The sequence below is a fragment of the Pseudomonas sp. Hz4 genome, from assembly GCF_054898165.1.
This window is the reverse complement of record NZ_CM142719.1, coordinates 873,829-887,319: the sequence shown is the minus strand read 5'-3', so window position 1 is coordinate 887,319 and position 13,491 is coordinate 873,829. Positions and strand designations below refer to the sequence as shown.

At 62.4% G+C, this 13,491-nt stretch carries 13 protein-coding genes; 9 read left to right on the top strand and 4 right to left on the bottom strand.

The window, feature by feature from the left end; all coding sequences use genetic code 11:
• Positions 1-97 precede the first annotated feature (97 nt).
• The 4 genes from cobJ to cobG are packed head-to-tail and all read right to left on the bottom strand — an operon-like array spanning position 98 to position 4,440.
• Entirely contained in the window at positions 98-1,783 is a 1,686-nt protein-coding gene (gene cobJ, locus ACYZTR_RS03980; RefSeq protein WP_461976626.1) for a precorrin-3B C(17)-methyltransferase, read from the bottom strand.
• Positions 1,783-2,514 carry a precorrin-2 C(20)-methyltransferase gene (locus tag ACYZTR_RS03975; RefSeq protein WP_461979572.1) on the bottom strand — a complete coding sequence of 244 codons (732 nt, stop codon included), beginning with the start codon at positions 2,512-2,514 and terminating at the stop codon, positions 1,783-1,785. The genes cobJ and ACYZTR_RS03975 overlap by 1 nt, the downstream gene beginning before the upstream one ends.
• Positions 2,514-3,140: a precorrin-8X methylmutase gene (locus ACYZTR_RS03970; RefSeq protein WP_461976624.1), complete on the bottom strand. Its 627-nt coding sequence runs from the start codon at positions 3,138-3,140 to the stop codon at positions 2,514-2,516. The genes ACYZTR_RS03975 and ACYZTR_RS03970 overlap by 1 nt, the downstream gene beginning before the upstream one ends.
• Positions 3,133-4,440, bottom strand: a complete 1,308-nt coding sequence (gene cobG, locus ACYZTR_RS03965) for a precorrin-3B synthase (RefSeq protein WP_461976622.1) — start codon at positions 4,438-4,440, stop codon at positions 3,133-3,135. The genes ACYZTR_RS03970 and cobG overlap by 8 nt, the downstream gene beginning before the upstream one ends.
• Positions 4,441-4,584: 144 nt before the next feature.
• Here cobG and cbiE point away from each other — a divergent pair, with 144 nt between their 5' ends.
• The 9 genes from cbiE to ACYZTR_RS03920 all read left to right on the top strand — a co-directional run bounded on the left by cbiE (position 4,585) and on the right by ACYZTR_RS03920 (position 13,247).
• The gene (cbiE, locus tag ACYZTR_RS03960) at positions 4,585-5,796 is read left to right on the top strand and encodes a precorrin-6y C5,15-methyltransferase (decarboxylating) subunit CbiE (protein ID WP_461976620.1); all 1,212 of its coding nucleotides are present in this window, start codon (positions 4,585-4,587) and stop codon (positions 5,794-5,796) included.
• Positions 5,789-6,886: a cobalt-precorrin-5B (C(1))-methyltransferase gene (locus ACYZTR_RS03955; RefSeq protein ID WP_461976618.1), complete on the top strand. Its 1,098-nt coding sequence runs from the start codon at positions 5,789-5,791 to the stop codon at positions 6,884-6,886. Before cbiE ends, ACYZTR_RS03955 begins: the two co-directional genes overlap by 8 nt.
• The gene (locus tag ACYZTR_RS03950) at positions 6,883-7,611 is read left to right on the top strand and encodes a cobalt-precorrin-6A reductase (protein WP_461976616.1); all 729 of its coding nucleotides are present in this window, start codon (positions 6,883-6,885) and stop codon (positions 7,609-7,611) included. Before ACYZTR_RS03955 ends, ACYZTR_RS03950 begins: the two co-directional genes overlap by 4 nt.
• Positions 7,612-7,788: 177 nt before the next feature.
• Entirely contained in the window at positions 7,789-8,079 is a 291-nt protein-coding gene (locus ACYZTR_RS03945; protein ID WP_461976615.1) for an addiction module antidote protein, read from the top strand.
• A 98-nt stretch (positions 8,080-8,177) separates the two neighbouring features.
• Positions 8,178-8,576 (top strand): DUF2946 domain-containing protein, encoded by a 399-nt coding sequence (locus tag ACYZTR_RS03940; protein WP_461976613.1) that lies wholly within the window; start codon positions 8,178-8,180, stop codon positions 8,574-8,576.
• Between the two features lie 48 nt (positions 8,577-8,624).
• Positions 8,625-9,104 carry a copper chaperone PCu(A)C gene (locus ACYZTR_RS03935; RefSeq protein ID WP_461976611.1) on the top strand — a complete coding sequence of 160 codons (480 nt, stop codon included), beginning with the start codon at positions 8,625-8,627 and terminating at the stop codon, positions 9,102-9,104.
• A 20-nt stretch (positions 9,105-9,124) separates the two neighbouring features.
• Complete coding sequence (locus ACYZTR_RS03930) at positions 9,125-9,550, top strand: DUF2946 domain-containing protein (protein WP_461976609.1); 426 nt, start codon at positions 9,125-9,127, stop codon at positions 9,548-9,550.
• An 84-nt stretch (positions 9,551-9,634) separates the two neighbouring features.
• A complete protein-coding gene (locus ACYZTR_RS03925) occupies positions 9,635-11,752 on the top strand; it encodes a TonB-dependent copper receptor (RefSeq protein WP_461976607.1) in 2,118 nt (705 codons plus the stop codon).
• Positions 11,753-11,879: 127 nt separating this feature from the next.
• Positions 11,880-13,247, top strand: coding sequence for a PepSY-associated TM helix domain-containing protein (locus ACYZTR_RS03920; protein WP_461976605.1), 1,368 nt, complete (start codon positions 11,880-11,882; stop codon positions 13,245-13,247).
• Positions 13,248-13,491 lie beyond the last annotated feature (244 nt).

The window sequence follows — 13,491 nt, the reverse complement described above, 5'->3', positions numbered from 1 at the left end:
AACAGTAGGAAACGGCTGCCAAAAGGGTGAATCAGAGAGATTCGAGAGTCGACGGGATCCGATCCAGTGCAGCGGCCCTGCAAAGGGCCGCCCGATTTCAGGAGGCGGGTTTAACGCCATACCAGCGCGGGGTGTACACCCAGTTTCCACCCTCGGCGCGAGGGAATACGCAGGTAGTGGACGAGCCAATCAACACCATAGTGCGCATGTCGACCTGATCGGGGGTCAGTTCGCCGAGCGTGGTAACCCGTAGCGACTGGCCAGGACGGCCAATGTCGCGGCCCAGCACCACCACCGTTTCCTGTGTGCGATGCCGGCCGATGATTTCCAACGCCTGGCCCAGTTGCCATGGCCGCGCACGGGAAATCGGATTATAGAAGGCCAGCGCCAGATCGGCTTCAGCGGCCAGATCCAGACGCTTCTCGATGATCGACCACGGTTTGAGGTTGTCCGACAGCGACATCACGCAGAAATCGTGGCCCAGCGGCGCACCGGCCTGGGCGGCGGTGGCGAGCGAGGCGGACACACCCGGCAGGATTTCCAGATCGACGCTGTGCCAACTCGGCTCACTCGATTCGTGCAACGCCTCCAGCACCGCCGCCGCCATGGCGAACACGCCAGGGTCACCGGACGAAACCACAATCACCGAACGGCCTTGCGCCGCCAGTTCGAAGGCGTGACGGGCGCGCTGCATTTCTTCGCGGTTGTCGGTGCAATGCAGCACCTGATCTTCGCGGAACGGCCCGGCCATGCGCACGTAGGTTTCGTAGCCGAGCACGTCGGTGGCCCGTGCCAGTTCGGCTTTCACCGCGGGCACCATCAGTTCGGCAGCGCCGGGGCCGAGCCCGATCACCGCCAGCCGTCCGCGCGGGCGGCCGATTTGCGTGACGTCCAGCGGCTGTTCGGCCACGGCTATCGTAATGTCGTGGGCCGTCGCAATGATCGTCATATCGAGCGTGCCCAGGTCGCTCACGGAGGTGACAAACCGCAACGGTACACCCAGCTCCAGCGCCGCCTCACGCAATGCCGGACTCGCCATCTCATCCTCAGTCGCCACGAGACAGGCCAACGACTGCACCGCCACTTTCGCCTGCTGCAACGCCGCGCGAATCGTATCCGGCAGATCCGCCACCTCGGCACGCACCACCACCGCGATGCTGCGAGGATAGATCAGCAATTCATTGGCGCTCGCCTCACGCTCGGCGCTGCCGACAAGAATCGAGCGCTGCGCCTGCGGATCTTCCGGCAACTGCGCCTGATCCAGCCACGGCGCGGCCCCCTCAATGCGCACGCTGTGTCCGGCAAGCAGATCGGAGACAAAGCGCTTGCCCTGTTCCAGATCGCCGAGTGCGTAACCGCTGGGCGGATTGAGCAGGCAGGTGCCGAAACGCAATTCGCCGCTGGTGGTGATCGCGGCCGCGACTTGCAACCCGGCGCCGATTTCCCGTGCCATGACGTTCACCCCGCCTAAGCCACCGAGCAGCGGCACCACCGCGCTGCCGTCCTCAGCCACGGCCAGCACTGGCGGTTCGGCGCCTTTTTCCAGCAACAGCGGCGCCAACGTGCGAATGACGATACCCGCCGCGCACAGCGCGATAATCGGCGTGCCCTGTTGATAAAGCTCACGCAGGGTCGCGCCGAACTCGCGATAGACGCGGTCCGCGCCTTCCACCCGTTCGGCCAGACCATGAATCAATGCGCCAGGGTATAGCTGCGCAATCTTGCGCGCGGTCGCGAGGCTGCCATTGCCGAGAATGACAATCGCGGGAACTGGACGGGCCATCAGCCTTGCCACCTTTCACCGGGAACAATGATCAGTGAGAAGTACGGCGACGACATCGGCTCGACCTGATCCAGCGGGACAATTTTCTGGTTGGCCATGGTCGCGCGCTCCACGTACAGCGCACGCTCCGCCAGCCCGAGTTCTTCAAGCACCTGACGGACCTTGGGAAAGTTGCGCCCCAGCTTCATGATCACGGCGGCATCGGCATCGGCCAGACGACGCTTGAGATCGTCGGCGGGCAATACACCCGACAGGACCGACAAGCTCTGATTGCGATACACCAGCGGCGCGCCCAGCACCGAAGCACCGCCGAGCATCGAGCAAACACCCGGCACGACTTCGGCGTCATAGCGCTCGGCCAGACGATCATGCAGGTACATGTAGGAGCCATAGAAGAACGGATCGCCTTCGCAGATCACCGCCACGTCACGGCCAGCGTCCAGGTGCGCGGCAAGCGCCTCGCCGGCTGCATCGTAGAAATCGCTGATCACTTGTTCATACGACAGCGGCGCCGGCAACGCTTCGGTGGTCACCGGATACACCAGCGGCAGCAGCGTTTGCGCGTCCTGCAAATGCGCCTCGATGATGCCGAAGGCGTTGCCTTTTTTGCCCTTGGCGACGAAGTACGCCACCACCGGCGATTCGCGCAGCAGGCGCAGGGCTTTGACGGTAATCAGTTCCGGATCACCGGGGCCGACGCCAAGACCGATCAAACGTCCTGGTTGCTGCATCATTCGATCTCCGTAGCGAGGGCATTGACGGCGGCGGCGGCCATGGCGCTGCCGCCCAGCCGGCCTTGCATGATGACGAAGGGCACACCGCGACTGTCCGCCGCGAGCATTGCCTTGGATTCGGCGGCGCCGACGAAGCCCACCGGGAAGCCGAGAATCAGTGCCGGTTTCGGCGCGCCGGCATCGAGCATTTCCAACAGATAAAACAGTGCGGTCGGCGCGTTGCCGATCACCACCACGCTGCCTTCCAGATGCGGACGCCATAGTTCCAGCGCAGCAGCGGAACGGGTGTTGCCCAACTCCCGGGCCAGTTCCGGAACGCTGTCGTCGCGCAGGGTGCAAATCACTGGGTTGTTGGCGGGCAAACGCGCACGGGTCACACCTTCGCTGACCATCCGCGCGTCGCACAGAATCGGCGCACCGGCGGCCAGCGCATCACGCCCGGCCTTGCCCGCGCCTTCGGAAAATTGCAAGCCGTCGATGGCGTCGACCATGCCGCAGGCGTGGATCACACGGACCGCGAGCTTTTCCAGATCGGCCGGAATATGCTCCAGGTTGGCCTCGGCACGAATGATCGCGAAGGAGTTGCGATAGATCTCCTGACCGTCGCGGATGTAATCAAGCATCAAGGGGGCTCCGTGAGCGGGCGTCGAGCAAGGCTGCGACCGCTTCAATAGTAAGGTTGTGTGCGTGCAGCGCGCCGAAACCCGGCTGCGCTGCGTCGCGAAAATAGAGGTCGTAGTGACCGGGAGAAACCGCCAGCAAGGTTATCGGCGCACTGTGTGCGGCCGCGCAGGAACGCTGGCAGCCGGACAGGTGCACGTTCAGTGTTTGGCCGTAACGTTGCAGCAACGCCGCCAGTTGTCGGGCATCGCCTTTGGTGTCGGCCAGGCCTTTACCGCAACCCGTCGAGCCGGTGCAGGCGATCAGGTGCGCCAAGGCATCGTCGGCCGAGCAACGCAGACCGAGCTGTTCGAGGCTGTGGATAACTTGAGCCGCAGTGTCGACATGAACACCGGGTAACAACAGGCTTTGCCAGGGTGTGAAACGCAGGCTGCCGTCACCCTGGTCACGTGCCAGTTGTGCGACGCCTCTGAGCATCGCGCGATTGAGGCGACCCAGCGGCGGCACCGCGCCGATATACACGCGCTTGGCCTCACGCTGTGGATGAGCACCGATGTGCAAGACACTCGGACTTACCTTGCGCTGCCAACCCTTGATGGGCATCAACGGCACACGTTCGGCCAGACGAGCGAGAAACCCGTCGAGCGAACAATCAGCGAGCAAATGCCGCATGCGTGTCTGCTCGGGACGCGCCAGGTCAAGAAACAACTCAAGCACCGCGACCACCAGCGCGTGGCCCTGCTCCAGTGTCACCGCACCCACAGGCGAGTCCACGGGACACCCCGCCAGACCGAATGCAAAAACCAGCTCGCCCTCGCGTTCAGTGGCGCACAACCAAAGATCATGAGGATGTTCAAGCATCGCCAAACCTTCGCCACCATCGAGTTGCACGGCGAACTTGGCGCTGAGGTCGTGGAAGCGTTCATGGCTTTGCAGCGTGGCGAGGATCTGCTCGGCCAGCGGGCGCGTGTCGAACAGCATCTGCTGATCGATTCCCGCACTCGGGCTGAGCATCAGATTGCGCACATCGTCGCCAGCGGCGGTGCTTGGGCCCAACCCGGCCGCCATCAGGCCATCGATCAAGGCGCCCTGTTCACTGCCAATCCCGCGAATTTGCAGGTTGGCGCGGTTGGTCGCCTCGATCACGCCGCCAGCGAACCGCTCAGCGGCACTGGCCACCGCGTCGGCCTGAGCCGCACTGATCGAACCGCCATTCAACTTGATCCGGCAGATACCGCCGTCCAGCGCCTGGACGATACGCAGCAACCCCGGACAGGCCGAGGGGCGTAAGGCAGTAGACATCGGGCGTTCGTTCAAGGGGGCGACCGGCAGTGTGGGAAAGGCGCTTCGCGGGCGAAGGCGCGGTATTATGCCTGCTTTGTTCGACGGCATGAAAAGCCTGCCCGTCGGAACAGTCCGTTTGAGGACTTTTTTTGAGGACTGCAGATGTCACCCTGGCTGACAGTAGTGGGAATCGGTGAAGACGGCTTCAAGGGCTTGGGCAAAAACGCCCGGCACGCTCTGCTGCACGCTTCGCGGATCATTGGCGGTCAGCGGCAACTGGATTTGCTGCCGGCGTGCATCCGTGGCGAGCGGCAGTTGTGGCCCAGCCCATTCTCCCTTGAACGGGTATTGGCGCTGCGCGGCGAACCGGTCTGCGTGTTGGCCAGCGGCGATCCGATGTTCTTTGGTGTAGGCGCCAGCCTGGCCCGGCAGGTATCCGGCGATGAAATGCGGGTACTGCCGGCGCCCTCCTCTTGCTCGCTGGCGGCGGCGCGAATGGGCTGGCCGTTGCAGGAGGTGGTCACGCTTTCGGTGGTTGCGCGGCCCATCGCCGCACTCAACGCACAGCTATTCAGCGGAGTTCGCTTGCTGGTGTTGAGCAACGACGGCAAGAGCCCGGCCGCGATCGCGACGCTGCTGCGTGAACGCGGTTTCGGGGCGAGTCGCCTCACTGTGCTGGAACATTTGGGCGGTGCAGCCGAACGACGCATCGAAGGTGTCGCCAATGACTGGAACGATCCTCTGATCGCCAATCTGAACCTGACCGCCATCGAGTGCATCGCTGAACCCGACACGCAGCGCCTCTCCCGACTGGCCGGCCTGCCGGACTCAGCCTTCAAACACGATGGCCAGCTGACCAAACGCGATGTGCGCGCCATCACGCTCGCGCGTCTCGCCCCGGTTCCCGGCGAACTGCTGTGGGACGTCGGCGCCGGCAGCGGCTCGATCGGCATCGAATGGATGCGCGCTCACCCGAGTTGCCGGGCGCTGGCCATCGAAGCCGATGAAGGGCGGCAGTTGTTGATCGAACACAACCGCGATGCTCTCGGCGTTCCCGGCCTGCAATTGATTCGCGGCAGTGCGCCGCAGGCCTTGGTCGGGCTCGAGCGTCCGGACGCGATTTTCATCGGTGGCGGCGTCACCCGCGAGGACGTGCTCGACACGTGCTGGGCTGAACTCAAACCCGGCGGCCGACTGGTCGCCAACGCGGTCACGTTGCAAAGTGAAATGACCTTGATGGCCTGGCGCGAGCAGTACGGCGGCGAGCTGACGCGCATTCATATCGCTCAGGCGCAACCGTTGGGCGACTTCGATACGTGGCGTCAGGCGTTGCCGATTACCCTGCTGGAAGTGACGAAGCCTTTCGATGCGTGACGAAACCGCCGAACAACCCGCACCGCTGCGCAGTGGCCTGACCACCGGCAGCTGCGCCACCGCCACCAGCTTTGCGGCGGCTCGTCTGTTGCTCAGTGGCGTGGAAGCGGACGCCGTAGAGATCATTCTGCCCAAAGGCAAACGGGTGCAAATGCGCCTGGAGTTCTGTCGGTTGAGGGACGACGGCGCCGAAGCCGGAACGATCAAGGACGCAGGCGACGATCCGGACGTGACCCACGGCGCCCTGCTCTTTTCCCAAGTGCGTCTGCACTGCGAGCCGGGCGTGCGCTTCAGCGCCGGTCGCGGCGTGGGCACCGTCACCCGGCCGGGGCTGGTGCTGGGCGTCGGCGAGCCGGCGATCAACCCAGTGCCACGCAAGATGATCACCGATCACTTGACGCTGCTGGCCGAGGAGCTGGATTACCGGGGCGGCTTCGAGGTCACCGTAAACGTCGAGGACGGCGAAGCCCTGGCGCTGAAAACCATGAACCCGCGACTGGGGATTCTTGGCGGCTTGTCGATCCTCGGCACCAGCGGCATCGTCCGGCCGTTTTCCTGTGCGGCGTACATTGCCTCGATCCATCAAGGCATCGACGTCGCCAAAACCAACGGTTACTTGCACATCGCCGCGTGCACCGGCAATGCCAGCGAAGACACCATGCGCCGGGTCTACGACTTGCCGGAAATCGCCCTGATCGAAATGGGCGACTTCGTCGGCGCCGTGCTCAAACACCTGCGCAAAGTACCGGTGGATAAACTCAGCCTGTGCGGCGGCTTCGGCAAGATCAGCAAACTGGCGGCTGGGCACATGGATTTGCACAGTCGGCATTCGAGCATCGACCTGCCGCAACTGGCTGAGTGGGCGGCTGCGGTCGGGGCAGATGAGGCGCTGCAATCAGCGATTCGCGAGGCCAACACCAGCCAGCAAGCGTTGGCAATGGCCAGCGCTGCGGGGATTGCCCTGGGTGATGCGGTGTGTCAACACGCCTTGGACTTTGCTCGCAGCGTGGTGCCGGCGCAGGTTCAGGTCGAAGTGTTTGCCATCGATCGCCAAGGCGGGGTTGTCGGCCATGCGGGAGCTTTTCAATGAAGCGCGTGTTGTTGCTCGGTGGCGTGACAGAAGCCTTGGCCATCGCTCGTACCTTGGGGCCGGAACACATTTATAGCCTGGCCGGTGTTGGTCGCGTGCCAACCGATTTGACCTGTCAGGTTCGCGTTGGCGGCTACGGCGGGCCCGAAGGTCTGGCGCAGTTCATCCGCGCTGAAGGGATCGATCTGCTGCTGGACGCAACCCACCCCTACGCCGCACACATCAGCCAGAACGCCGCCACCGCCGCACAGTTGAGCGGCATTGCGTGCTGGGCGTTGCGGCGTCCTGCCTGGCAACCACAGGCCGGCGATGACTGGCGGGATGTCAGCGATTGGGCCGAACTGATCGAAGCACTGAAACCCTTTCGCCGACCGCTGTTCACCCTCGGCCGCGAACCGTTGCTGCACTTGCATGAAATCCCGCCAGAGCAGTTCTGGACCTTGCGTGCACTGGACGTTTACCCGGGCAATGAGCGCTGCGAAGTCATCGGCGCGCGTGGGCCGTTTCTGATCGAGGATGAACGTGAGTTGTTTGAGCGTCGGCAGATTGATGTACTGATCAGCAAGAACAGCGGTAGCACCGCGACCGAGCCGAAACTGCAAGTGGCACAGGAGCGTGGGGTGCCGGTGATTGTTTTGCAGCGGCCAGTGTTGCCGGGGGTTGATCGGGAGTTCGGGTCGGTGAGTGAAGTGCTGAAAGCCCTGCCGGTGTCAGACGATTCCTGAGACTTGCATAACCTTGCGACTTTGCCGGCAACACTCTCGGACGGAGCCGGCTATCCACCTCTATGGCTTCAATCCTATAGTCCGAGTCCTCTGATCCAAACAAACAAGTCGACTCAAAAACGAGACATCAAACGCGCCATTCAAATGGCGCAAAACATCGGTAATGAGGAGTAAATCATGGCCGAACAATTCACCCGTTTCGATGCCGCCGAATTTCTAAAAACACCAGAAGAAATGGCCGCTTACCTGGACGCCTGTTTCGAAGAAGATGCTGGCGACGGAGTGCTCATACGTGCGGCCCTTAACGACATAGCCCGAGCAAAGGGCATGACACAGATTGCCCGTGATGCTGGCCTGGGTCGTGAAAGTCTGTACAAGGCATTGGGCAGCACTGGCAATCCGGAATTCGCGACTATCATGAAGGTTGTGAAAGCTTTGGGCCTGCGCTTGCACGCCAGCGCACTCTAATCGCGCTGCGACACCACACCGCACGCCGCTTTTTTACTTATCGGCCCCGATCAGGCTAAATAGCCGCGCCTGATCGCCCACCCAACCGGATTTGTCCCATGTCCCGACAACGGCTCGCATTTGCCTGGATCGCCTGCTTCGCAGTGCTGTTCAACATGCTCGCCATGCCGATGTCCGGAGCGATGGGGCAGACAGCGAAATCGCCTGTCGAGCAGTTGTTGTGGGGCAGTTTCTGTTCGTCCAGCGGCACGAAAATGGTGGCGATTTCCTTGGGCGAGATCGAGCAGAAATCCCCGCAGAACGACGATCATTCCAACATGCAGCATTGCGGGTGCTGCTCAGGTTCCGCGCCGTTGGTGGCGTTGCCCGGGCATGTGCCGCAGCTGTATTTCGCTCAATTCGATGCCAATCGAAGCCTGCCCACCGCCTCTCTCGATACACCGACACCGCGCCAGCAATGGCCAAGCCTCAACCCCCGAGCTTCCCCTCTGGTGTGATTCCTTCTCGCAATTGACCTGCGTTTTGAATCGTTCTGGAGAACTGCCATGTTGAACAAACTCATCGTTCTGGCCGCGTTGCTGTTGCCTGCCTGCTTTGCCAATGCCCACGAGTACAAGGCCGGGGAGCTGGAAATCGCTCATCCGTGGTCGCAAGAGTTGCCGCCCAACGCGCCAACCGTAGCGGCCTATTTTGTCATTCAGAACACAGGCAAAACCTCTGACCGCCTGCTCAGCGTCGACTCGCCGATTGCAGGCATTGCTCAACTGCATGAGCACGTCATGCAAAACGACCTGATGAAAATGCAGCAGGTGCCGAGCGTCGAAATCCCTGCCGGTGGCAACGTCACTTTTGCGCCTATGGCCTACCACGTGATGCTGCTGGAGCTGAAAGATCGCAGCCTGCTGAGCGACGGCAAGCGTTTCCCACTGACGATGCATTTCGAAAAATCCGGTGACGTGACGGTCGAAGTTGCGGTGCAGAAGAAGCCGCCGGAAGACATGCAGATGCACGCCCACACCCAGTAATCGACTGAGCAAAAACGTCCATGCGCCCGCTCAGCGCCAGGTCATCCGCACACCGTCGTCAGCCGTTAAGCCTGACGCGCGGCAGCTGGATCAGCCTGTTCGCCATGTTGATGATCTTTATCGGCCCGCTGATTTCTCAGTCGATGCCGATGGATCAACGCGCCTCGTCGATGTCGATGGACATGTCGGCAATTGAGCACGCCGACCACGGCGCGCAACCTGCCGCCGAGCACTGCCCGCCCAAAGCTTCGCACCACGCGCTCTGGGAAAAATGCGGCTATTGCAGCCTGCTGTTCAATTGCCCGGCGCTGACCGGCGGCCAGTCCTTCATCGCGTACGACACGCCAACAGCCACCACTTTCACCCCCCCCTCCCCCCGACAGGGCCACGCCCGGCCAACCTTCTTCCCCGGCGCCCGCACTCGCGCCCCACCCATCGACGCGTAAACACCCACATCCGCTCTCACACGGTTTAGAAGACAGCCCCAGGCTGCCGGCCGTGTCGTTTACGACTGTTCGATGGAAATTGTCATGTCCAGGTTTTCTGCTGACACACGCTTGCGCCCTGCCCAAGCTTCTTTTGCCCCGAACGAATCGAGTATTCGTTTCAGGCTCGCCACCGCCTTCCTTTGCGGTGCACTGCTGACACCGACGGTGCTGGCCGATGAACACGCCGGTCACAGTGAAGAACTGAGCCCAACGGTGATCACCGCCATCGCGCCGAGTTCGCCGCTGACCATCGTCACCAACCCCAAAGACCCGCGCCAACCGGTGCCGGCCAGCGACGGTGGCGACTACCTGAAATCCATCCCCGGCTTCGCCCTGGTGCGCAATGGCGGCACCAACGGCGACCCGGTGCTGCGCGGCATGTTCGGTTCGCGGCTCAACATCCTCACCAACGGCGGCCAGTTGCTTGGCGCCTGCCCCGGCCGAATGGACGCACCGACCTCGTACATCTCGCCCGAAACCTACGACAAACTGACCGTCATCAAAGGCCCGCAAACCGTGCTCTGGGGACCCGGCGCATCGGCCGGCACCATCCTCTTCGACCGTGAGCCGGAAAGCTTCGGCGAACTCGGCACCCGGGTGAACGCCAGCGTGCTGGTCGGCTCCAACGGGCGTTTCGACAAAGTGGTGGACGCCGCTGCCGGCGGGCCGCTGGGTTACGTGCGAGTGATCGGCAACACTGCGCATTCCGACGACTACCGGGACGGCAACAACGACACCGTGCCGTCGCGCTATGACAAATGGAACGGCGATGTGGCGGTTGGCTGGACGCCGGACGCTGACACTCTGCTGGAACTGACCGCTGGCAAAAGCGATGGCGAAGCCCGTTACGCCGGGCGCGGCATGGACGGTTCGCAGTTCAAGCGCGAAAGCCTGGGCCTGCGTTTCGAGCAGTCGAACATCGGCGACGTGCTGGATAAGGTCGAAGCGCAGATTGACTACAACTACGCCGATCACGTAATGGACAACTACACCCTGCGCACGCCGTCCGGCACCGGCATGATGGCCGGCCCGATGGCCTCCAACGTCGACCGTCGAACCCTCGGCGCACGGATCAAAGCCACCTGGCGCTGGGCCGATGTGCAGTTGATCAGCGGCATTGATGGGCAGACCAACGAACATCGCCAACGCAGCGCCATGGGCATCGACGTCTACAAGGATCTGCCGCGCAACAAGGACGCCGACTTCCACAACTACGGCGTGTTCAGCGAATTGACCTGGTACGCCGCCGACCGTGATCGGTTGATTACCGGTGCACGCCTGGACCGCGCCTCGGCCAAGGATTATCGGCAGACCACTGGCTCGGGGATGATGACTCGCGCCAACCCAACCGCCGACGATACCCGCGCCGACACCTTGCCAAGCGGCTTCGTCCGTTACGAGCATGATCTGGCGGACAGCCCGACCACGCTGTATGCCGGCCTCGGCCACACCCAGCGTTTCCCGGATTACTGGGAGCTGTTTTCGCCCAAATCGGGGCCCGCCGGATCGGTGAACGCCTTCGATTCGATCAAGCCTGAGAAAACCACCCAGCTGGACGTCGGCCTGCAATACAAGACCGAAGACCTGGAAGCCTGGGCCTCGGGATACGTCGGGCAGGTGCGCGACTACATCCTGTTCAACTACACGCCCGCAATGATGAGCATGACCTCGCAAGCACAAAACATCGACGCACGAATCATGGGCGGCGAATTGGGTGCGGCCTACAAGCTGACCAGCCATTGGAAAGCCGACGCAACCCTGGCCTACGCCTGGGGCAAGAACAGCAGCGACGGCAACGCGCTGCCGCAAATGCCGCCCTTGGACGCACGTTTCGGCCTGACCTACAGCGCAGACAACTGGAGCGCCGGTGCCTTGTGGCGGGTGGTTGCGGCGCAAAACCGCATCGACCAGAACAAGGGCAACGTCGTCGGCAAGGACTTCGACAAGACGTCGGGGTTTGGCGTGTTCTCGCTCAATGGCGCCTACCGGATTAACAAAAACTGGAAGGTCAGCACGGGCGTCGACAACCTGTTCGGCAAGGCTTATGCCGAGCACTTGAACCTGGCCGGCAACGCCGGTTTCGGCTACCCGGCCAATGACCCGCAAGCCATTAAAGAACCGGGGCGCACGCTCTGGACCAAGGTGGATATGAGCTTTTAAAAGCATCGCGAGCAAGCTCGCTCCCACAGGTTCAACACCGCCCATGTGGGAGCGGGCTTGCCCGCGAATGACTGCGCAGCAGTCACCGGACAACAACAAAAGAACCAAGCCAAGCGGAGCACAACCGATGAAACAGCCCACAGTAAGTTTCTACAACCTGGCCTGGCGCTGGCATTTTTATGCCGGTCTGTTCGTCGCGCCTTTCATGGTAATGCTGGCCCTGACCGGCATCATTTACCTGTTCAAACCGCAACTCGACCCGTTGATGTACGGCAGCCTGCTGAACGTCCCGGCCGGGCATCACAGCGTCCCGGCCGACGACCTGCTCAAGCGGGTAAAAGCGGCGTATCCACAGGGTCAGATCAAGCAATACCTGCCGCCGGCCAACGCCGAACGCAGCGCGCAATTTGTCGTGCTCAATGCCGGCAATGAGCTGAACGTGTTCGTCGACCCCTACCAGGGCGACATCCTCGGCGAGCAAGACGCGAAGAAGAATCTGCAAGCGGTGGCGCGAGCGATTCACGGTGAACTGATGATCGGCACCGTCGGTGATCGACTGATCGAATTGGCCGCCGGTTGGGGCGTGGTGTTGGTGGTCTCCGGCGTCTTTCTGTGGTGGCCGCGTGGCCAGGCTGCCGGAATTCTGTGGCCGCGATTGAGCAGTCGCGGTCGAGTGCTCTGGCGTGACCTGCACGCGGTAACCGGGTTCTGGGGCGCGTCGTTGCTGTTGGTGATGCTGCTCAGCGGGATGACCTGGACCGGGTTCTGGGGCAAGCAATACGCCGAAGTCTGGAATGTCTTTCCAGCAGCGATGTGGGATGACGTGCCCAAGTCTGATGTCGAGGCCCGCAGCCTCAACACCGCCACCCGCCAGACCGTGCCATGGGCGATGGAAAACACGCCGATGCCGATGTCCGGCGACCACGCCGAACACATGGCCCACGGCGGCGCGCAAGCCGGCCCCGCCGCGCCGACCATCAGCTTGCAGGACGTGCAGAACATCGCTGTGCAACGCAAGGTCGAATCGGGTTACAGCATCACCTTGCCGACGACCGCCACCGGCGTGTTCACCATCGCGGTGTTCGCCGACGACCCGCGCAACGACGCCACCTTGCATGTCGATCAGTACACCGGCGACGTCCTCGCCGACGTGCGCTTCGCCCAATACGGCGCCGTCGCCCGCGCGACGGAAATCGGCGTGATGTTGCACGAAGGAAAAATGTTCGGTCCGCTCAATCAGATCATCATCCTGCTGATCTGCCTGATGATTCTGCTCAGCGCCGTCAGCGGCGTGGTGATCTGGTGGAAGCGCCGTCCAGAGGGGAAATTCGGTGTTCCGCCGCTGCGCCATGACCTGCCGAAATGGAAAACCGCGATGGTCATCATGTTTGCACTGGCGGTGGCCTTTCCGTTGGTCGGTGCTTCGCTGGTGGTGGTCTGGCTGCTCGACCGGGTGCTGTTTTCGCGAATGACTACAAAAACTCAAGCGGCCTGATACTCAAAAACGCTAGCCGCGGTGCAATGGATTAAATTTTTGCACCGCGCGCTACCCCTGTGGACATGCCCACAGGGGCAATCGTCGCGCCCCAATCTGGCGCACCTCTTCGCACCAACGCGCCAGGCGCGATCCTTCATGGTGCGCCACCCAAACCGCGCAACCGCTCTAATGCGACATTTCCCTGCCTTTTGCCGACCAGGCACAGCCCTTGCTAAAGACCCTTCAGTAGTCCGCATCTGCC